A 20,586-nucleotide genomic window follows, 5' to 3' on the forward strand; every position below is an offset into this window, starting at 1 on the left:
GCGTCAATCCGCCGCAACCATGCGCCCCAGTCGTTTGCCGCCCAATAAATGCATGTGCAAGTGATAAACCTCCTGCCCGCCGTGCTCGCCGCAGTTGATAATCAAGCGATAACCGTTGTCCGCCAGGCCTTCTTGTTCGGCTAATTTTTTGGCGACGATGAACAACTGACCCAGCACTGCCTGATCCTGTTCGGTCGCATCGTTGACGGTCGGGATGGGCTTGTTCGGGACGATCAATATGTGGGTCGGGGCCTGGGGATAAATATCTCTGAACGCGGTGACGCGGTCGTCCTGAAATAAAATATCCGCAGGAATTTCTCGGTTTATAATTTTGGTAAAAAGTGTTTCTTCAGTCATGAGACAATAATATTAAGTTTGGTATTTGCATCCTATGCTAAAGCGCGGCGGCGATGCGATGCAATTCGGTATTGCGGATGCCCAGTGCATTGAGATGATCGACGGTATTTAAAATATACTCGACATTTGTGCCCCTCGGTCCCTTGGCGTTGCGAATGAGTGATATGGCATCTTTGATATCCATTCTTTGGGCATATTGAGGATGTCCTGTTTTTGAAACAAAAGTCAGCGCATTAACCACCTCTCCACATTGTAAATGAATGGATATGATTATCGGATTATAGGCTTCGGTTATCATTTCACGTTCAAAAAGATAGCTCACCGTGTGTTCGATGTTGTGATCATGAGCTCTAAATGCCATGCCCCGGCATGACCCTCCTCGATCCAGCCCTAATATCAATCCCGGTCGCGCGATGGTACCGCGATATTGTGTGGACCAAAGACATAGGCGGCGGTGAAAACCATAAATTCGTGCAGGTTGTGAGTCGGCATGTGAAAAACCTGGATTCCACATTAACGAGCCATATCCAAAAACCCATAAATTTGTTTTTGGAATTGAAAACTTTGGATTAGCGACCTGAGGTAATCCTGGTGTAAAATCTATTTTATTCACGATGTTGAACTAAAAATTGGCACTAAAAATTGATAGGCCGATACTACTGATGACCCCGAATGAACACAATCTGGCATCAAGGCGGGAATCGATATTCAGTAGATTATCGGGCCACTGGTTTTGCTTGTGTGAGCCGGGAATCAATCTCATAGGCTTGACCAAACCCCTTAATGTAACGCCCCGACTGAGGCGTTAGTTTAAATAATTTAAAATCGGCAAGGCTGGAAAGAGTGGTGATGACTGCTCCGTGTATTTCCTTTAATTTCCCAAGTGCTTCATCGAACTCGCTAACCCCTGGTGGAACTTCATCGGTAATACATTGAAAACTCAGGCGAGCACGCGCGTATATTTGGGGGGTATTTTTTTCGTCCTCAATAATAAGGATACTTGCAATACTGTTATCGAAGTTGGCGTTATCCAGGTTGGATGTATGTGCGGCCAGGGTGCTAACAAAGATATAAAAAATACCGGGATTACTACGATAAAACGGTGCGTAGCTAGCCAGAGGCTGGCCGTTTTGAGTTACCGTTGCCAGCTCAAGGGAGCGTTTACTGCCGATAAACTTCCGGGCTTCATCGGCAATTTCTAAAAGCAGTTGTGGGGTCATTCCTGGAATTTATCGCGTTGTGCACCAAAATCCAATACATTCATTCATGGATAAATATAGGTTCAAGATACTTTAAGCGGTCGATTTCGGATAGATTTCAGCAGATATTGACACCTATTTTCGTGGCGCATATTGAAGCGAGACTCACACTCTTTCAAAGGAGTCCGGCTACGCCGGACGACATATTTTAACTGGATTCCCGCCTGCGGCGAGAATGACGGGCTGGGGGGACAATGGTGAATCGGAAGGCAATGGTAAATAATTGTCACGCAAAGCGTGACACTAAAACGTGCTCTGGCGTAGCCGGACTTCTTATTCTCAACGCGCCTTTGTCCTCTCGGTTCAGTATTGCCCTATCATTTGTCATTGCCCGGCCCATATTATTATTGGCCGGGCAATCCAGTGGAATATGTCGTCCGGCGTAGCCGGACTCCTTTGCGGCGAAGCCGCGCCGTTCGATGCGAGAATGACGGCCGAGAGGGCGGTGCTAAAACACCGCTGGAAAGGAACAAAACGGGCAATGAATTAGTGAACGCATACGCTCGCATTGCCCGGCGATGTGTTGTCTGATTTGAGTATACAATCGGCTGGTCGCCGGGCCAGAGATGCCTGTGATTCGAGCGACTTTGCAAGCCTCGATATCAAGGCAAAACAGCCGTGGAATCGCCCTGAATTTATTCCCCGAAATTCGGCAACGAATGACATGCTTGTTTTTCATCTATAGAACACTTAGTTATGACCATTTCACTATACCTTAAAGTATCTTGAACCTAAATATAAGCTCTCTTCGACAATGTTTGCGAACTGTTTGATTTTGTCGCCAGTGCAATAAATGGCATTATTTCAAGCGGCTTAACTCGCTGACCAATACCGACAGCATAGCAAAATCAGGGCTGATTTCCTCTTTCAGGTGGGTTGCCATTTGCTCCAGATTGCCAATTAACGGGCTGTTATTTTGCGTCCAGGCATCCAATCTATTGCGGGCGGAAGCTTTGGATTTTGCGGCAATGATATTGCAAGTGATGTCGGTTTGATGGCTGCTCAAATCGCTGGCCAGACTAAACTTTGATTTTTCATGCCAATTATTTTTCGCCGGTAGGTTGGATATTTGATGCCGTAGCCATTCGAGTTCAAGCATGCGCTCGATGCCAAAATACACTTCGGCGACCAGCGCCACCGATTGCTTGGCATTCAGGGCGATATTGATGATGTCAAGCGCATTCACAATCGCCATTCTTGCGCTGAGGTTTCGGGCCAGAGATTCGGGCAGTCCGTTTTGTTTGAGGCGGTTGAAATATTGCTGGCTGCGGTCGTTCGTAGCGGTAGGGGAGGCTTTCCCAAAATCGCGCTCAAAGTTTATGAGCAACTGCTGGTAGCCTTTGGAAAACCGTTTTACCGTGGCGCGGATGTCAATAGGTTGGCTGGAATGTCGTATAAGCCACAGGATCGCGGATTCCAGCGTTTCGGTTATATCGGTCAGACAGCGCATCTGCAACGCGGCGTCCGCCTGGTTGTCCTGCGCCTGAATTTTTTCGATCACATCATTGACTTGCAGGATATCTCTGGCCGCAAGGTATGCAGCGGTAATCGTTTCCACCGAATTGCCGGTGAGCTCCGCCAGGCGCAGATGAAAAGTCGCGCCCATGGTGCCGACAAGATTATTGGTGATCTGGGTTGATATGATTTCTCTTTTTAGGCGATGCTGATGAATTCGCTTCAGATATTTTTTGCTAAGCAGAGCGGGAAAATAATTTTCGATTTCATCTTTAAGGTAGTTGTTATCCGGCAAGTCGGAGTCGAGCAGTTGCTGATACAGGTGCATCTTGCTGTACGACAGAAGCACGGCCAATTCCGGTCGGGTCAAATATTTCCCGGCCTCAAACCGATCGCTAAGCACAGCGTGATCCGGAAGATATTCCAGTTCCCGGTTGAGCAATCCTTTTTCTTCCAGTTGTAAAATTGCGCGGGATTGTTGCGGCATTAACTCGCAACTGTGCGCCGTTTCAATGCTCAGCATCTGAGTTTGCAGGTAATTGTTGGCAAGCACCAGATGCCCTATTTCCTGTTCCATCTTTGCCAGCACGGCATTGCGGCGGTTCAGCGAGAGACGTCCCGCTTGCATTTCCGCATTGAGGAGAATCTTTATATTGACTTCATGATCAGACGTGTCCACGCCGGCTGAATTATCGATCGCATCGGTATAGCATAATCCGCCGCATTGGGAAAACTCAATGCGCGCCATTTGAGTCATGCCCAGATTGCCGCCTTCGCCAATAACCTTGCATCTTAGTTCCGAAGCGCTCACTCGCAGACTGTCATTATTCCGATCCTGCGCATCCTGATGGGACTCGGACGATGATTTGACATAAGTGCCGATGCCGCCATTCCAAAGCAGTTCGACTTCAGATTTTAATATGACATTAATCAAATCATTCGGCGCATAGCTGCTCTGCTTTACGCCAAGCGCTTTTTTGATCTGCGGCGACAGCGTGATTGACTTCGCGTCTCGAGAATATATGCCGCCACCCTTGGAAATCAGTTTCGGGTTATAGTCGGTCCATGAAGAGCGCGGCAGGTTGAATATTCGTTTCCGTTCTTTATAACTAACCGCGACATCTGGAGCGGGGTCGAGGAATATGTGCTTGTGATTGAATGCCGCGACCAGTTGGATTTGATTGGAAAGCAGCATGCCATTGCCAAATACGTCGCCAGCCATGTCGCCGATGCCTGCGACCGTGAACGGCTCGGATTGGATGTCCTTGCCCAGCTCCCTGAAGTGGCGCTTGACTGATTCCCAGGCGCCGCGGGCAGTAATCCCCATCTTCTTGTGGTCGTATCCCGCGGAGCCGCCGGAAGCGAACGCATCGCCCAGCCAAAACCCATAATTTTCTGAAATTTCGTTTGCAATATCTGAAAATGTTGCGGTGCCTTTGTCAGCGGCAACAACAAGGTAAGGATCATCCTCATCCATCCTGACAACATTTTGTGGAGGAATAATCTTGCTGCCTGACAAATTATCTGTAACATCCAGCAGGCCGCTGATAAATATTCTGTAGCAGGCGATGACTTCCTTGAGTATTTCATCCGCCCCGCCGAGCGGCAGTTGTTTGGCGACGAAACCGCCTTTTGAACCGACTGGCACAATCACGGCGTTTTTCACCCGTTGCGCCTTGACCAGCCCCAGGACTTCGGTGCGGAAATCTTCGGGCCGTTCCGACCAACGCAATCCGCCGCGCGCGACCAGCCCGCCCCTGAGGTGAACGCCTTCAATGCGCGGTGAATACACGAATATTTCAAATCGGGGGATGGGTTCCGGTATTCTGGGTATTGCGCGTGAATCCAGCTTAAAGGAAATGTATGATTTGGGTGAGTTGTCTTGCTTGGGTTGAAAATAATTAGTTCTTAGCGTTGCCGCCATGACATCAAGCAGGGCGCGTATGATGCGCTCTTCATCCAGGGTGCCGACTTCGTTGAGCAGTCGTTTTATTTGTAGATTGATTTTCCGGGCGCCGGTGTTTTTCTTGCGCGCATCCAATTGACGTGGATCAAATCGGGCCGCAAACAAATTGGATATCGCGACCACCAGTTCAGGATTCTTTGTGAGCGCGTCGATGATGTAATTTTCGCTGTAGCGCAACCGGATTTGCTTCAGGTAACGGAAGTAGGCTCGAAAAAGATTGATGCGCCGCCAGCTAATGCCGGCAAGCAGGGTTAGTTCATTAAAGCCGTCATTTTCAATTGCGCCATTCCAGCATTGAATGAACGTAGTCTCAAAATTTCGCGCGCTAATTTCAAAGTCAAACTTTTTGTCATCCTGACGAATAATTTCGAATTCCAATATGCGGTATAGATTCCCTTTTGCGGTTTTTATCTTATAAGGCCGTCCGCCGAGAATACGCACCCCCATATTCTCGAGGATCGGGATCGCGTCCGACAGCGCGATTTTATCGGCGCAATACAGCTTAAAACTGGCGTATGCGCCCGGGTCAACACCCAGTCTTTTTGAGAGGGTTGAAGATGCGCGGATATCACCTGCAGCCAAATTCTGAAAAACTTGCAGGTCCGACACCGCATTGTCAATCGTGCAATCTTGTTGATATGCGGCCGGAAAGCCATCACGAAAATTTTCCAGAATGTCGCTGGCGCGCTCTCGCCCAAACTGCAATTTCAGTTTTTCATAAAGGTTGTCATTCCAGTCCCGAGCTATTTCCTGCACCGATATTTCCAGCGCGCCAGCATCAACCGAAATTGCCGACTCGGGGTTGGTGTGGATGGTGTAATGAATTCGGGTCAGGATGGAAGCAGAGAAATAAACATCAAATTCAATTTCCGTCGCTTCGAGTTGCCGCCCCAGGAAGTCCTGGATTCTGGTTCGCAACTGGCTGTTAAATAAATCCCGTGGCACATAAACCAGACAAGAATAATAGTGACCACATATATTTTTATGCAGGTGCAATCTCGTTTTGCGCCGTTCCTGATTTAATAGCGTCATGCACAATGAATACAAACTTTTTGTATCCATTTGGAATATTTTTTCCCGCGGCAATGTTTCCAGTATTGTTCTTAATTCCTTATAGGCATAACCGCCTTTTCGTAGCGTGCTGGATTCCAAAACGTGAGCCGTTTTATTACGCAAATGGGGAATGTCCGAGGTCGGCAGCGCGGCGGTTGATCCGGCCAAAAATCCGAGGAAACAACTTACTTTCTTTTTTGCGCCCGTGTTTTTCAAGTTGTTTTCTGGGCCATGGTCAAATCCATGATCAAATAAAATGCAGTCCATATAATTGGGTCGATGGATGTTGGCGCGTTGGCGCGTCTTGGTGAAAACGATGGGTGATGTTTTCGTGAACACGATGTTCGGCAGGATAGCCATCACCGATTTAGCGTCGTTTGCGTGCGCGGTTTTTAAGGTGCCTAACAACGACGCTTTGTTGAGCCTGATTGATGGATGGGCCGCCGAACCCGATACCTCAAGTTCGCAGTACCCCAGGAATGCGAAATGATCCTGGGTCATCCACCTGAATAACTCGCCATATTCAGCAAATGCGCGGCCTTGTTTCATCGCATCGACGATTTCAGCATGATTCAAGACCTGCTGACGCATGGGGTTCCAGTCGGTCACAACGCCATTGATTTCAGCAATTACATTTTTGAATGTGCTCGCTATTGCCTGATGCTCTTTTTCAGGGGTGTAGTCGATTACAAATTGAATGTACGATTCAATAAAAGTATTTTCATCCAGCGGTCGACTGGTTGGATGAAATTTTTGGTAGGCGATCGCTTTGTGGTTTTTGTCTCGGGTTACCTCAAACAACGGGTGCAGTGTTTGCAGGGGTGTTTTTCGTAACCCATTTAATTTCATTAACAATGAATTTATGACGAATGGTTGGTCATCTAAAATTATGTTAATGATGGTTTTTTCTTGAGTGTCGTGCGGCGATCCAGACGGAAAAAGATTATATAGTGCGACGATGGTTTCTCCGGGTTTTCTTCTGATGCCCAGCTTGCGATGTTTTAACGCGGCGTTTCTGAATTCCACAGACCGGTGAACTTCGAAATCCTGTCCCGACAGTCTATGATAATAGGTCCGAATAAAATCAATTTCTGCGGCCGATTGTTTAGGGGCTCCCTTTCGTTTAAGATTGGAAATAAGTAATTCAGTGACCGTATTTTTCATTTTTCAAAAATGGGTTGGCATTGATTTTGTGGTCAGTATTTTAATGCGTATCAAGATAAATAACCGACTAAATTATAAATCAAATGCCGATTAATTCAGCGTTTCATCAGAATATCCTTAATTAATGTGGCCATCAATCGTATGCTGTTGTGCAAATGAACATACTCGTATTCGACATTGAGACAATTCCTGATACCCTGTCCGGCAGCCGCTTGTATGAGTTAGCAGGGCTATCCGATGATGACATTGCCAAAGCAATGTTTGCCAAACAGGTGCAAAAAACCGGAGGCTCTGATTTTCTTCCGTTGCACCTTCATAAAATTGTCGCCATTTCCGCCGTGCTTCGAACCGGAGATGCCTTTAAAGTTTGGTCGCTGGGAACGGCGGACTCGCCGGAGAGCGATCTGATTGCGCGGTTTTATGCTGGCATCGATCGATATTCCCCGACCTTGGTGAGTTGGAATGGCGGCGGGTTTGACTTGCCGGTGCTGCACTATCGATCATTGCTCAATAATGTTGTCGCAAAACGTTATTGGGACAATGGTGATGATAATCGGGAGTTTAAATTTAACAATTATTTAAGCCGATACCACTGGCGTCATGTGGATTTAATGGACGTTTTGGCGGGTTTCAATTTGCGGGCGGCGGCGCCGTTAAATCAAATTGCGGTTATGCTCGGATTTCCGGGCAAGCTGGGCATGAGCGGGGCAACAGTTTGGTCGACTTACCAGGCCGGGGATATTGAAGCGATTCGACAATATTGCGAAACCGATGTGTTAAACACCTATCTGATTTATTTAAAATGGGAGCTGATTCGCGGAAATTTTACTGATAATCTGTATGCTCAGGAATGCGAAAAAGTGCGCACTCTGCTGCAATCATCGAGTCAACCCCATTTCGATAAATTTCTTGCTGCCTGGAACGAAGCCTCTTCTGCGTGACCCTCGGTTTATTCCAATCTGCCGAAGATCCAAACGCTATTTGATTCACTCCGGCAGGCATCTACATCCAGGCATCGACATGAGGCGCATTTGCAGTTGTCGCTCGGCCAGTTCCTGAAATCAGGCGGAAAACATTGGTCAGGGGATTAGATCTTTCTGTTGCCAATATCGTCCGGAATATTTTCATCGGGTGCAGTTGGAATGAGCCGTGATCTTCGCGGGTTAGCGTTTTGATTATTACGCTTGTCCCGTGAATATCCTTGCGACCTCGGTTTGTTTGATCCCATTGATTGTTGAGCCGACTGATCAGCATTGCCAATATGAGTGGAAACATTCTGCGGGGATGGTCCGGATTCCTGGTTTTGAAAATCCCCTTGTGCTCCAGCCAAGTTGTTTCGACTGTTATCGTTGATGGGTTTTCGCGCCCGCGGTTTACGGTTTTGGGGATTTGGTTTATTTTGTTGCACCCGGCCAGAATTCGCGGATTTACTGTCTCGCTCTGGATTGAGTTGCTGTCGGCTTTGATTTCTCTGTCCGCTGCTTTCGCCCTGATCTTTTTTCTGGTTCTTGTTTTGGCTTCTGTTTTGCGGATAGCTGCCTCGGCCTCGCCCTTTGGCGGATTGAGTGCTGGACCGGTTATCTGTCTTTCTCCTTGGCTGGCGGGATGGCTTTTTTATTTGTTCAGATGCCACCGCCTCGGTTGAATCGTTGCGTCCAAAAACCGCTTCGCTAATTCGGCGTAAAAGCCCGGTTTTTTCGACGTTTATGGTTGGGCTCTTGACCGGTTTGAGAGCAGGGGGGGCTCGATGACTAATCTGGTCAAGTTTAACCAATGCAGGTTCGGGTTTGTTTGCGATTGGTTTTGAAAATGCACTGGGTTCAGGATTTTTAATTTCAATTTTCTGCTTATAGCTGGCTATCCCACCCAACTCATCAAGTTCATCACTGCGTAGCCGTTTGATTTGAAAGTGCGGGCTGGACAGTTCATCCGAAGGAATAATGGTTATTCGGGAAACCAGTCTTGACTCGAGTTGGCTTAGTTCATATCGTTTTTCATTCAACAGATAAGTCGCCATGTCTAGCGGCAGAATGACTTGTATTGCTTCGGTATTTTCTTTCAGCGCCTGGTCTTCAATTATTCGCAACAGATTCAATGACGAGGACACGACATTACGAATCGTCCCCATCCCTTCGCAACGCGGGCAGGTTCGATAGTTGGCTTCGCTGATGGACGACCGCAATCGTTGCCGGGACATTTCCAGCAATCCAAAACGGGATATGTGACCGACCTGGACACGCGCCCGATCTGTTTGCAACGCCTCTTTTAACCGGGCTTCCACGGTTCGTTGATTGCGATTAACCGTCATATCAATTAAATCAATGACGATCAAACCGCCCATATCACGCACTTTAAGTTGGCGCGCGATTTCATCGACCGCTTCCAGGTTAGTTTGCAACGCGGTTTCTTCAATGTCGCCGCCTTTTGTCGCGCGCGCCGAGTTAACATCAATGGAAATCAGCGCTTCCGTGTGATCAATCGCAATCGACCCGCCCGCAGGCAAACTAACTTTACGATTGAATGCCGATTCTATCTGGCCTTCAATCTGGTATCTCGAAAACAAGGGCACGTTATCGTTATACAGTTTTAGCTTGAATAAGTTTTGCGGCATAACCTGGTTGATGAAACGCTTTGCACGTTCATACACTTCTTTATCGTCGACAATGATTTCAGCAACATCTTCTGAAAGATGATCCCGAATCGAGCGAACGATAAGATTGCTTTCCTGATAAATCAGGAACGGTGCTTTGGGCGCGGTTGAAGATTGCTCGATGGTTTCCCAAAGTTTTAGCAGGAAATCCAGGTCCCATTGAAGTTCGCTCTGATTCCGGCCGATGCCTTCCGTTCGTGCGATTAGCGCATGTTGGGGATTAATTTTTAAATGAGATAAAATATCTCTTAATTCGGCACGTTCCTCTCCTGTGATCCGCCGTGAAACGCCACCTCTTTTTGGATTATTCGGCATTAACACCAGGAAGCGTCCTGCGAGGCTGACAAAAGTGGTCAAGGCGGCGCCTTTATTGCTGCGCTCATCTTTATCGACCTGAACGATCATCTCCTGGCCTTCCTTGATTGCCGAATCGATTCTGACTTGGGCAATGGGCGTCGTTGATTCATCTTGCCCGAAGTAATCCCTGTATATTTCCTTAAGGGGCAGGAAACCCTGCCGGTCAGGACCATAATCCACAAAACATGCTTCAAGACTTGGTTCGACTTTCGTGACCACGCCTTTGTAAATATTCCCTTTTTTCTCAGTTCTTATCGCCGATTCCAAATCTAAATCGATGAGCTTCTGCCCATCAACGATGGCAACCCTCAGCTCTTCAGCATGGGTTGCATTAAATAACATTCTTTTCATTATTTGCTCCATCCGCCTGGGTTAGTGGCCTAACACATCCCAAAACATAATTAAGTCGTCCGACCAGAAACCATGGCAGTATTAGTATCTATTATCTATCCTGCTAATGTGGACAGATTAAATCTAAATCAGGGGCGCTTTGACAGAATAAAACACGAGAAGGGGCGGGAAGGCGGAAATGGGCAGAAACCAGATGACTCGCTTAAACAAGCCATAACGCATTGCGTTATTATTATTGCGTTATGTATGACTGAATCCGCCACTTTAAAGTCCGTTCATAATAATCACTATCTCATTATATTAAATAAGATATGACTTGAATCTATAAATTTTCTCGTTTTCAAGACGCTGACTTGTTTGGCCCCAGTTGAAACTGGAACCGAGCCAGAAGTGATTTGCGTAACCGGTCAGGCATTTTGCTATTTGGAAAATCAATCAACAAAAATATAACATCCGGGCGATTACGCACAACTATTGTCTGGTTATTTCTAGTTGCTTCGTGCTCTGGGGCATAAACGGCCAACATTTGCCAGTTTTGCCTCTCGCAGTACATTTTCAAGGTATTTTTTATATCTGCCTCTCAATTCCACCTTCCCCTTTTCAACCTTCTCAGGTCTGCTTGGGCGCCACTGCCCAAAAACCGCGACCACTTTTTTGACCGCAGATAAAATTTTTCAAAATGTCCTTTGGATATCGATAAAAATGATAAAAAGTCTATTTAACAATAGCTTATATACCGTATGTACCTATTGACTAAGACTTTATTTAAGTGCATAGCAACGGATTATCTACCAATGTAACTTTTTATCCAAAGCGACTGCGCGACTATATCAACTTTAAGCCCCTAATACAACATGTTGTATAAGTCCTTGGATTCAACCCCGAAGTGCAACAGGTGGGTTGATGCCGAATAATGCCTGATTCGGTGTTTTCATGCCAAGCCATCATGCGGGCGGCATGATTATAGGTCCACTGGTAATGGACCAGTTCCTGATTGATCGCGGTCGCCGTCAACGGCCCTCGGAAGTGAGGCTTCAGCCTCGCCAAGCCATTGCAAATGGCGGGACTAAAGTCCCGCTTCCGACGCCGCCGGCCTGACCTGCTTTAAGCGCACTAGCCGGGCCAGGTTAACAGTCTCTTATGTGTCTGAGCCCGAACAACCCAGCCTTACCGTTCCCACTTTTTATAAGGTCGCGGCTTGCGCCATTTGTGTCTCACTGGATTATCGGATCAAGCCCGATAATGACGTGCAAAGAAACTTTGAATGAATCAGAGTTTCCTTAACCATTATTCTGTCGAGAGGCCGCGTTTAAGCAATACATAAACCGCGCCCGTGCCGCCGTGTTTTGGCAAGGCGGAGCAGAATGCCTTGATTTCCGCGCATTGCTTTAACCAGTTTATGGTAAATGACTTGAGCACGCCTTTTCTGTTTTCCGAGTGGTAGCCCTTGCCATGAATAATTAAAACGCAAGACAGGTTTTGCTGAATAGCTGCGGACAAGAACTGGTTTAAAAGAGTCTCCGCCTCATGGATTCTCATGCCATGTAAATCCAATACCGACTGACAGGGATATGCCCCGTGCTTCAAATGTTTAATCACCTTGCGTTGCAAGCCGGCGCGAACAAAGAGTACCGATTCGCCTTGATCTGTTCGATCGATGGCGGCACAACCCGGTACACCGGTCGACATATATTGGCCAGCAGACCGGATTACTCGTGGTTTATCCCTCTGCTCGTAGCGATTAAACCGAGGCGCTTGAGAGTTGCGGCTGAAGGTATTGGTCTTGGCCATCTCTTTTTGAAAAAGCGATGTGGCGTCATCGGGTTGTTTATCCCCGGTTTGTTTGTTTCTGGACACGGCCGCAACCTACGTCGCTAGATTTTTTAAATATTTATCGGCATCGAGTGCTGCCATGCAGCCGGATCCGGCAGAAGTGACCGCTTGGCGATAAACATGGTCCATCACGTCCCCGGCGGCAAAAATTCCGTCAATGCTGGTCAGCGTGGCATTGCCCGACGGACCGCCACGAGTCACAATATAATTCCCTTTCATTGCCAACTGACCGGTAAACAAACCTGTGTTTGGCGTATGACCGATGGCGATGAACACGCCCATCAGATCAATTTCTTCGGATTCCTCCGACTTGACATTTTTAATTCTGATGCCGGTGACGCCGCTCTCGTCGCCAAGCACTTCGTCCAGCACGCTATCCCAGGCAATCGTGATATTGCCGCCGTTGCCCGTGGTTTTGGCCATGACATGATCCGCCAATATGGCTTCCGCGCGCAACTCATCGCGGCGGTGAACCAGCGTTACGGACGATGCGAGATTCGATAAATACAAAGATTCTTCGGCTGCGGTATTACCGCCGCCAATGACCGCAACATCTTGATTTTTAAAAAAAAACCCATCGCATGTCGCACAAGCCGATACCCCTTTGCCCTTAAACGCCTGCTCAGAAGGCAAGCCTAAATACAGTGCGGATGCGCCGGTGGCGATGATTAATGCATCGCAAGTATAGACCCCGGAATCGCCCGACAAGCGGAACGGTTGGCCGGTAACTTCGGCGGTATGAATATGATCGAAAATAACTTCCGTATTAAATCTCTGCGCATGTCGCTGCATCCTTTCCATCAATTCCGGCCCCTGAACACCGACATCATCGCCGGGCCAATTATCCACATCGGTTGTGGTGGTTAATTGTCCGCCTTGCTCAATGCCGGTGATCAACACCGGATTTCGATTTGCTCTGGCCGCATAGACCGCAGCAGTATATCCCGCAGGCCCCGAACCGAGGATTAGTAGTGGACAATGCTTGTCATCCGGCATGTTAAGTTCCTGAAAATTTTGCGACAGTTGATTGAATGGCCAAAATTGAACTGAAAATTGAGCTAAAAATGAGGGTACGTTATAACCGAATTCGCGCAACCGATAAAGGGACAAATGCACAAAGTCTCAGGTAGTAAGTGATTCCGGCATTGCGGTTTTGCTCTCGTGTATGGAAACACCTGTATCAAAACGGCTATAATTTCGACCAATCACGCTGGTGCGGCTGACTTCGGCCCAGCCAACAAGAATTATGCCCGATCAGGGGTGCCAAACAGGAGAAACAATTGTTCGAACAAACCTTCAAAAACATTGACGACATCCTGTGGAAGGAAGCCGGATGCACCACCGAACTGGATTACACCGAACAGACTTCGTGGATACTTTTCTTGAAGTATCTGGATGATTTGGAAGGCGAGCGGCAAATGGAAGCGACGCTTCGCGGCAAGTCCGGGAAATTCCTGATGGAAGAGACCTATCGCTGGTCCAATTGGGCGGCACCGAAAAAACAGGATGGTTCTTTGGACCACGACCGTGCGTTGACCGGCGATGACCTGATTGCGTTCGTCAACAACGACCTGTTTCCCTATCTCAAGGGTTTCAAGGAGCGCGCCGGCGGAGCGGATACTATTGAATACAAAATCGGCGCGATCTTCAGCGAGATCAAAAACCGCTTTCAATCCGGCTACTCGTTGCGCGACATCCTTGACCAGATGGACAAGTTGCACTTTCGCTCGCAAAAAGAAAAGCACGAACTTAGCCATCTATACGAAGCCAAGATCAGAAACATGGGCAACGCCGGACGCAACGGCGGCGAGTATTACACGCCGCGCCCGCTCATCCGCGCCATGGTGCAGGTAACCGCGCCCAGACCCGGCGAGACGATTTATGACGGTGCCTGCGGTTCGGCCGGCTTTCTGTGCGAAGCATTTGACTATCTGCGACACGGTAAGGAAAAAATCACCACCAGCCAACTCAAAAAACTGCAGGGGAAAACTTTTTATGGCAAAGAAAAGAAATCCCTCGCCTACATCATCGGCATTATGAATATGATCCTGCACGGCATTGAGGCACCGAACATCATCCACACCAACACCCTGACCGAGAACCTCGCCGACATTCAGGAACGCAACCGCTTCGACATCGTCCTCGCCAATCCGCCTTTCGGCGGCAAGGAGCGTAAAGAAGTCCAGCAAAACTTTCCCATCCAGACCGGCGAGACCGCCTTTCTCTTCCTGCAACACTTTATAAAACATCTCAAAGCGGGCGGGCGCGCCGCGGTGGTCATCAAGAACACCTTCCTGTCCAACTCGGATAACGCCTCCAGGGCGCTGCGCAAAGAATTGCTGGAGAACTGCAACCTGCACACCCTGCTTGACTGCCCCGGCGGCACCTTTCAGGGCGCGGGCGTGAAAACAGTGGTGCTGTTTTTTGAAAAGGGCGCACCGACACGAAAAATCTGGTATTACCAACTGGACCCGGGACGTAGCCTCGGCAAAACCAATCCATTGAATGATGACGATTTGAAAGAATTCGTGCAGATGCAAAAAACCTTTGCGAATACCGCGCAATCCTGGAGCATCCATGCCACTGATATAGACCCGGAAACTTTTGACCTGTCGGTGAAAAATCCGCATACACCGGAACAAGCACCGCTGCGACACCCGGACGAAATTTTAGAGGAGATGATACAACTGGATAAAGAAACAGATAAAACCATGAGAGGTATAGCGGCGTTAATTGATGGTTAGCGTTGCGGTATCGCAATTAAACCTACTCAACCAATGGAGGAAAGCAAAATGATTGTAAAAGAATTAATTCAACTGCTGCAAGACCATGATCCGGATAAAAAAGTAATCGTACGCGGATATGAAGGTGGTTATAACGAAGTGTTGGAAATTGTTCAGATGGATATTGTTCCTAATCCACATCAAAAGGCGAGTTATAACGGCGAATACGAAAATACATATTTTGATGATGAAGTGCCTGACACGGCTACGGCAGCGATAGAGTTACGCGGCGAGAACCGGAAAAGTGAAGAAGACTACGTGTAGTGGTGTGAAGTGGGAGCAGGTCGCGCTTGGTGATGTGTGCGAGGTGATCGCCGGGCAGTCTCCAAAGAGTAGTAATTATAACAATGCAAAAAATGGACTACCTTTTTATCAAGGCAAGAAAGAGTTCACAAGTAAGTATCTGGGTGCCCCTACGAAATGGACGACACACGTAACCAGCGAGGCTATTGCTGGTGATATTTTAATGTCTGTGCGGGCACCAGTAGGACCGATAAACTTCGCTACTGAGAGAATATGTATTGGTCGCGGTCTTGCTGCCATACGCGCTGCTGAACAGATTGAACCAAATTTTTTATTCTATTTGTTACTTTCAATGCAAGACCAAATCAATGGGAGTGAAGGGGCTGTTTTTGCATCAATAAATAAGAATCAAATTCAGTGTATTTCTTTCTGTAAGCCGCCGCTTGCCGAACAAAAACGAATCGTTGCGGTTCTCGACGAAGCCTTTGCAGCCATTGCCACAGCAACCGAGAACACCAAGAAAAATCTCGCCAATGCACAAGAGTTGTTTGACAGCGAACTAAATCGGGTCTTCAAATCACCCGATGAGTATTCAGTGAGCGATGTCGCGGCGCACACTGTCAAAATCATGGATGTCGTGGAACCACTCACAACAACTGACCCCAGAAAACAGCCAGAAGAGTCGTTTGAGTATATTGATGTGTCCAGCGTGTCTCGCATCACCCATTCAATCCGCACCACCTCGCCCACCCTCGGTTGCGATGCGCCAAGCCGGGCTAAACGACTAGTGCGGGCTGGGGATGTTCTCTTCGCTACAATCCGACCAACACTACAACGGATTGCCATTGTTCCAGCCCACCTTGACCAAGCGATATGTAGCACAGGTTATTTCGTGCTTCGGCCAAAGCCCGATGTTAATAGCCGATTCCTGTTTTATTATCTGTTTAGTCAACCCTTCTCGGATGAGATGGCTTTACTGCAACGTGGTGCAAGTTACCCCGCAGTCAGCGACCGCGATGTCAAGGAACACCTGATTCACCTCCCACCACTCCCCGAACAAAATCGCATCGCAACCTTTCTTGATAAACTATCCGCAGAAAAACAAACGCTGGTAGAGACCTATAAAACCAAAATCCGTTCCCTCGTCGAACTCAAACAATCCCTGCTCCACCAAGCCTTCATCGGCGAATTGACCAGCAAATGAATACAAAGAATAAAAGTAAAGCCGCGCAGGATTTTATTGCCAAAATTTGTGATGAATATGGCGAGGGAAATTTTATATTTCGAGGAACACCGGAGATTTTTAGTGAAGAACCTACGGGGGTAAATTCATCACTTTATAGATGGGCGAATGACGAAAATGCTATTAACGAGTATCACAAACCACCAAAGATCGAAGAGGAAATTGTAAACAAGGCAAAAAGATACTTCCCCGACAAAACCAGCAATATAGAGATACTAACCGACATAAGACACTACGGCGGAAAGGTCAATTTGATTGATTTCACCCGTAATCTTTATGTGGCTCTCTTTTTTGCCTGTAATGGCGATTTCGATAAAGATGGCGAGATTATTATTTTAGATACAAAACAACTTTCCCGGATGACAAATATTGAGTATGACAAATTGGAAGATGAGGGGATGGGAATGATAGAACCTGCCAAAACACAGACAAGTCAATTAAGAGTTGTGGCGCAAGACAGCATATTTGTTTATTTTGTAGAGGGATATATAGAGAGGTCGTATTTCGAAGACAAAAAAATACCAAAGGAACTGAAAGAAGATATTTTAGAATTTATTAGTAAATTCAACAATATCAATCAAGACACAATTTATAACGATTTAATTGGATTTATAGCAAATGAAAAGAATTACGAGACGGCAGACAGTCGTTTTCATCAAGGTAATGCAAAATATTTTTCAAAGAAATATAAGGAAGCAATTGAATATTACAGCGAAGCGATAGAACGCAATCCACAATCTGTTGCAGCATACAATAATCGAGGACTTTCAAAATCTCGTTTAGGTGAATATAAGGAAGCAATTAAGGATTACAACAAAGCTATAGAACTCAATCCGCAACATACCGAAGCATATAACAATCGGGCGGTTTCAAAGAATAAATTAGGGAAATATCAGGAAGCAATTGAGGATTGCACTAAAGCGATAGAATTCAATTCGAAAAATACCGAAGCATATAACAATCGGGCGGTTACAAAGAATGAATTAGGGAAATATCAGGAAGCAATTGAAGATTGCACTAAGGCGATAGAACTTAATCCGCAATTTGCCGATGCATACTATAATCGGGGATTTTCAAAATCCTATTTAGAAGAATATGAGGAAGAAATTAAGGATTACGATAAAGCGATAGAACTCAATCCGCAATATATCGAAGCATACAACAATCGGGGAGTTGCAAAGAATCGTTTAAGAGAATATGAGGAAGCAATTAAGGATTTCAAAAAAGCGATAGAAATTGCTCCGCAATCTGACAAGGCATACAACAATCGGGGATTTTCAAAATATTCTTTAGGAGAACATGAGGAAGCAATTCAGGATTACGATAAAGCAATAGAAATTACTCCGCAATATGCCACAGCATACAACAATCGGGGTGTTTCAAAATCTTTGTTAGGAGAATATGAGGAAGCAATTAAGGATTACAACCAAGCGATAGAACTCAATCCGCAAGATGTCGAAGCATACAGCAATCGGGGATATGCAAAATATGTTATAGGTGAATATAAGGAAGCAATTAAGGATTACGATAAAGCGATAGAACTCAATCTGCAATATACCGAAGCATACTGCGATCGGGGACTATCAAAACATCGTTTAGAGAAATATCAGGAAGCAATTAAGGATTACAACAAAGCGATAGAACTCAATCCGAAATTTGCCAGTGCATACCACAATCGGGGGGTTTCTAAATCTTCTTTAAGAAAATATGAGGAAGCAGTTAAGGATTACGACAAAGCGATAGAACTCAATCCACAATATGCTAATGCGTACAACAATCGAGGGTTTTCAAAATACCGCTTATGGGAATATGAGGAAGCAATTAAGAATTACAACAAAGCGATAAAACTCAATCCGCAATTTGCCGAGGCATACTGCAATCGGGGAATTTCAAAATGTTTATTGGGAGAATATAGGGAAGCAATTAGGGATTACGATAAAGCGATAAAACTCAATCCGCAATTTGCCGAGGCATACCGCAATCGGGGAGCTGCAAAATCTTTGTTAGGAGAACATGAGGAAGCAATTAAAAATTTCGATAAAGCGATAGATCTCAATCCGCAATTTGCCGAGGCATACTGCAACCGGGGAGTTTCAAAACATTTATCGGGGGAATGTGAGGAGGCAATTAAAGATTACGATAAAGCAATAAAACTCAATCCGCAAGACACCGAGACATACAACAATCGGGGAATTACAAAATCTTCTTTAGGAGAACATGGGGAAGCAATTAAGGATTACGATAAAGCGATAGAAATAAATTCGCAATATGCCAAAGCATACTACAATCGGGGAAATACCAAATGGAGGTTAGGGGATAAGACGGGAGCCGAAGCAGATTTTGCAAAAGAAAAAGAATTGGAAGAACAGCAAAAGAAAAATAATTTGATTAACCATGAAGAGGGCGTGACAATACTTGATTAAAGCGGGAAATTTTGAGACCAGTGCAACTCGGTATGACTATTACCTTCCTTGATGGGTCTAATCATACTTAATCGAAAATCATGGGATTATCCCTTTGAACGAATCCAAAATCAGTGCCCTCGCCGAACTCAAACAATCCATGCTCCACCAGGCATTCACCGGCGAGTTGACCGCCGACAAGAACACATCCGAGCGCGTCCTCTCAGATGCCGGCGTATGAGCATCCGTTTCTTTCTGTTTTCAACCGCGCGCTGAAACGCTCTTTCAATCGCTTACTCCCCCGACCCTTCGGCTAACTCCCCCCGCGCAATCTGCTCAAAACCCTTAATGATTCCAACCCGAATATGCGCCAGTTCCCCCGCAAGAGTCTCTTGCTTTTCAGTTGCCCTCGATTTTGATCGCATCTTTTTCACGCCGTAGCCTACTCATCAAAACGAATCGGCTTATATTTCCTTAAATCCACCCTGCTTTTCGCCCGATGAAGATCATAATAATCCTGCATCAGCATCCAACTTTCCGGCGAGCGGCCAAGTACTTTAGACAACTTCAGTGCCATCTCCGATGACACGCTGGATTTTTCATTGAGCAACCGATTGAATGTGCTGGCACTGACTTGCAGTTTTTTCGCTACGGCATTTGATCCCAAGTCAAACGGATCCATATAAACGCGCCGGATAAATGCGCCCGGATGTGGTGGATTGTGCTGTTGTATATTCATTTAATGATAGTTCTCATAATTAACAACATAGACATCGCCATTTTCAAATAGAAACACGATGCGCCAGTTGGCATTGACGACGATGCTCCAATGGTCTTTCAATTTCCCTTTAAGCGGGTGAAGCCGCCAGCCGGGGATATCCATATCATTAGAGTAACGCCGTTTTAGTGTCACGCTTTGCGTGACACTTATTTACCTTTGTCTTCTCAAAGAAATCACTCCCGTCCGATTCACCATTGTCCCCCAACCCGTCATTCTCGCCGGTAGGCGGGGATCCAGTCTGTTGTTCTCGCCAAAGGCGAGAACCCAGAACTAAAAAACGATGGGAGTAACTAATACCGGCATAATCCAAACCACATCTCCCGACCGTCATCCTCACATCGAACGGCGGCGGCTTCGCCGCGGCAACGCCGTTTTAGTGTCACGCTTCGCGTGACGACATATTTTAACTGAATTTGCGCGTATCATCCCTGATACGCGCCCTTCGGGCTCGCTTCGCTCGCGAAAAATCGCTCCCAGCGATTTTTTCCGCTTCGCTCCATTTATTCGTCACATCCGCCTACGGCGGAAATGACGAAACAGGAGCGGCGAGAATGACGAAAGAGAGGTAATAGTGAATTGAAAAGACAAAGGCGTGTTGAGACGCCAATGGCACATTGAGAATAAGAAATCCGGCTACGCTGGGCTTTTTTTTCGCTTACTTTGTCTTCTCAAAGAAATTATTCCCTCCC

17 protein-coding genes are annotated in these 20,586 nt (G+C 46.6%); 7 read left to right on the forward strand and 10 right to left on the reverse strand.

The window, feature by feature from the left end:
- Window positions 1-3 precede the first annotated feature (3 nt).
- The 3 genes from ACP158_RS14700 to ACP158_RS14710 form a co-directional block, all read right to left on the reverse strand.
- On the reverse strand, window positions 4-357 hold the full coding sequence (locus ACP158_RS14700; protein ID WP_424946852.1) for an HIT domain-containing protein: 354 nt from the start codon (window positions 355-357) through the stop codon (window positions 4-6).
- Window positions 358-394: 37 nt separating this feature from the next.
- Window positions 395-970 carry a gamma-glutamylcyclotransferase gene (locus ACP158_RS14705; RefSeq protein WP_424946853.1) on the reverse strand — a complete coding sequence of 192 codons (576 nt, stop codon included), beginning with the start codon at window positions 968-970 and terminating at the stop codon, window positions 395-397.
- 103 nt (window positions 971-1,073) lie between these two features.
- A complete protein-coding gene (locus ACP158_RS14710) occupies window positions 1,074-1,577 on the reverse strand; it encodes a HugZ family protein (RefSeq protein ID WP_424946854.1) in 504 nt (167 codons plus the stop codon).
- Window positions 1,578-1,866: 289 nt separating this feature from the next.
- Here ACP158_RS14710 and ACP158_RS14715 point away from each other — a divergent pair, with 289 nt between their 5' ends.
- Complete coding sequence (locus ACP158_RS14715; protein ID WP_424946855.1) at window positions 1,867-2,106, forward strand: hypothetical protein; 240 nt, start codon at window positions 1,867-1,869, stop codon at window positions 2,104-2,106.
- On the opposite strand, the gene ACP158_RS14720 is transcribed toward ACP158_RS14715, so the two are convergent.
- Both ACP158_RS14720 and ACP158_RS14725 read right to left on the reverse strand, forming a co-directional pair.
- Window positions 2,065-2,295 carry a hypothetical protein gene (locus ACP158_RS14720; RefSeq protein ID WP_424946856.1) on the reverse strand — a complete coding sequence of 77 codons (231 nt, stop codon included), beginning with the start codon at window positions 2,293-2,295 and terminating at the stop codon, window positions 2,065-2,067. The two genes, ACP158_RS14715 and ACP158_RS14720, sit on opposite strands and share 42 nt — an antisense overlap.
- 120 nt (window positions 2,296-2,415) lie before the next feature.
- Window positions 2,416-7,254, reverse strand: coding sequence for an NAD-glutamate dehydrogenase (locus ACP158_RS14725; RefSeq protein ID WP_424946857.1), 4,839 nt, complete (start codon window positions 7,252-7,254; stop codon window positions 2,416-2,418).
- A gap of 155 nt (window positions 7,255-7,409) precedes the next feature.
- On the opposite strand from ACP158_RS14725, the gene ACP158_RS14730 reads away from it, so the two are divergent.
- A complete protein-coding gene (locus ACP158_RS14730; RefSeq protein ID WP_424946858.1) occupies window positions 7,410-8,195 on the forward strand; it encodes a 3'-5' exonuclease in 786 nt (261 codons plus the stop codon).
- A 146-nt stretch (window positions 8,196-8,341) separates the two neighbouring features.
- Here the strand turns inward: ACP158_RS14730 and ACP158_RS14735 are convergent, their stop codons facing one another.
- The 3 genes from ACP158_RS14735 to trxB all read right to left on the reverse strand — a co-directional run bounded on the left by ACP158_RS14735 (window position 8,342) and on the right by trxB (window position 13,441).
- Window positions 8,342-10,612 (reverse strand): Rne/Rng family ribonuclease, encoded by a 2,271-nt coding sequence (locus tag ACP158_RS14735; protein ID WP_424946859.1) that lies wholly within the window; start codon window positions 10,610-10,612, stop codon window positions 8,342-8,344.
- A 1,287-nt stretch (window positions 10,613-11,899) separates the two neighbouring features.
- A complete protein-coding gene (locus ACP158_RS14740; RefSeq protein ID WP_424946860.1) occupies window positions 11,900-12,403 on the reverse strand; it encodes a Smr/MutS family protein in 504 nt (167 codons plus the stop codon).
- Window positions 12,404-12,478: 75 nt separating this feature from the next.
- Window positions 12,479-13,441, reverse strand: coding sequence for a thioredoxin-disulfide reductase (gene trxB / locus ACP158_RS14745; RefSeq protein ID WP_424946861.1), 963 nt, complete (start codon window positions 13,439-13,441; stop codon window positions 12,479-12,481).
- 284 nt (window positions 13,442-13,725) lie between these two features.
- Here trxB and ACP158_RS14750 point away from each other — a divergent pair, with 284 nt between their 5' ends.
- The 5 genes from ACP158_RS14750 (at window position 13,726) to ACP158_RS14770 (ending at window position 19,357) form a co-directional block, all read left to right on the forward strand.
- Complete coding sequence (locus ACP158_RS14750; RefSeq protein WP_424946862.1) at window positions 13,726-15,189, forward strand: N-6 DNA methylase; 1,464 nt, start codon at window positions 13,726-13,728, stop codon at window positions 15,187-15,189.
- A gap of 48 nt (window positions 15,190-15,237) precedes the next feature.
- A complete protein-coding gene (locus tag ACP158_RS14755) occupies window positions 15,238-15,492 on the forward strand; it encodes a hypothetical protein (protein ID WP_424946863.1) in 255 nt (84 codons plus the stop codon).
- 4 nt (window positions 15,493-15,496) lie between these two features.
- The gene (locus tag ACP158_RS14760; RefSeq protein ID WP_424946864.1) at window positions 15,497-16,675 is read left to right on the forward strand and encodes a restriction endonuclease subunit S; all 1,179 of its coding nucleotides are present in this window, start codon (window positions 15,497-15,499) and stop codon (window positions 16,673-16,675) included.
- Window positions 16,672-19,137: a tetratricopeptide repeat protein gene (locus tag ACP158_RS14765; protein ID WP_424946865.1), complete on the forward strand. Its 2,466-nt coding sequence runs from the start codon at window positions 16,672-16,674 to the stop codon at window positions 19,135-19,137. The genes ACP158_RS14760 and ACP158_RS14765 overlap by 4 nt, the downstream gene beginning before the upstream one ends.
- A 94-nt stretch (window positions 19,138-19,231) precedes the next feature.
- Window positions 19,232-19,357: a restriction endonuclease subunit S gene (locus tag ACP158_RS14770; RefSeq protein ID WP_424946866.1), complete on the forward strand. Its 126-nt coding sequence runs from the start codon at window positions 19,232-19,234 to the stop codon at window positions 19,355-19,357.
- 201 nt (window positions 19,358-19,558) lie between these two features.
- On the opposite strand, the gene ACP158_RS14775 is transcribed toward ACP158_RS14770, so the two are convergent.
- Window positions 19,559-19,855 (reverse strand): HigA family addiction module antitoxin, encoded by a 297-nt coding sequence (locus ACP158_RS14775; protein ID WP_424946867.1) that lies wholly within the window; start codon window positions 19,853-19,855, stop codon window positions 19,559-19,561.
- Entirely contained in the window at window positions 19,856-20,029 is a 174-nt protein-coding gene (locus ACP158_RS14780; RefSeq protein WP_424946868.1) for a type II toxin-antitoxin system RelE/ParE family toxin, read from the reverse strand.
- Window positions 20,030-20,586: the final 557 nt, after the last annotated feature.

It is taken from the genome of Candidatus Spongiihabitans sp. (genome assembly GCF_965247905.1).
In the GTDB taxonomy this organism is placed as follows: Bacteria; Pseudomonadota; Gammaproteobacteria; order Arenicellales; family Poriferihabitantaceae; genus Spongiihabitans.

Bases quoted from the DNA above. Each gene is read 5' to 3' on its own strand.
- ACP158_RS14700 (WP_424946852.1), bottom strand. From the start codon at position 357: ATGACTGAAGAAACACTTTTTACCAAAATTATAAACCGAGAAATTCCT.
- trxB (WP_424946861.1), bottom strand. From the start codon at position 13,441: ATGCCGGATGACAAGCATTGTCCACTACTAATCCTCGGTTCGGGGCCT.
- ACP158_RS14740 (WP_424946860.1), bottom strand. From the start codon at position 12,403: ATGGCCAAGACCAATACCTTCAGCCGCAACTCTCAAGCGCCTCGGTTT.
- ACP158_RS14735 (WP_424946859.1), bottom strand. From the start codon at position 10,612: ATGAAAAGAATGTTATTTAATGCAACCCATGCTGAAGAGCTGAGGGTT.
- ACP158_RS14755 (WP_424946863.1), top strand. From the start codon at position 15,238: ATGATTGTAAAAGAATTAATTCAACTGCTGCAAGACCATGATCCGGAT.
- ACP158_RS14775 (WP_424946867.1), bottom strand. From the start codon at position 19,855: ATGAATATACAACAGCACAATCCACCACATCCGGGCGCATTTATCCGG.
- ACP158_RS14765 (WP_424946865.1), top strand. From the start codon at position 16,672: ATGAATACAAAGAATAAAAGTAAAGCCGCGCAGGATTTTATTGCCAAA.
- ACP158_RS14725 (WP_424946857.1), bottom strand. From the start codon at position 7,254: ATGAAAAATACGGTCACTGAATTACTTATTTCCAATCTTAAACGAAAG.
- ACP158_RS14730 (WP_424946858.1), top strand. From the start codon at position 7,410: ATGAACATACTCGTATTCGACATTGAGACAATTCCTGATACCCTGTCC.
- ACP158_RS14710 (WP_424946854.1), bottom strand. From the start codon at position 1,577: ATGACCCCACAACTGCTTTTAGAAATTGCCGATGAAGCCCGGAAGTTT.
- ACP158_RS14720 (WP_424946856.1), bottom strand. From the start codon at position 2,295: ATGAAAAACAAGCATGTCATTCGTTGCCGAATTTCGGGGAATAAATTC.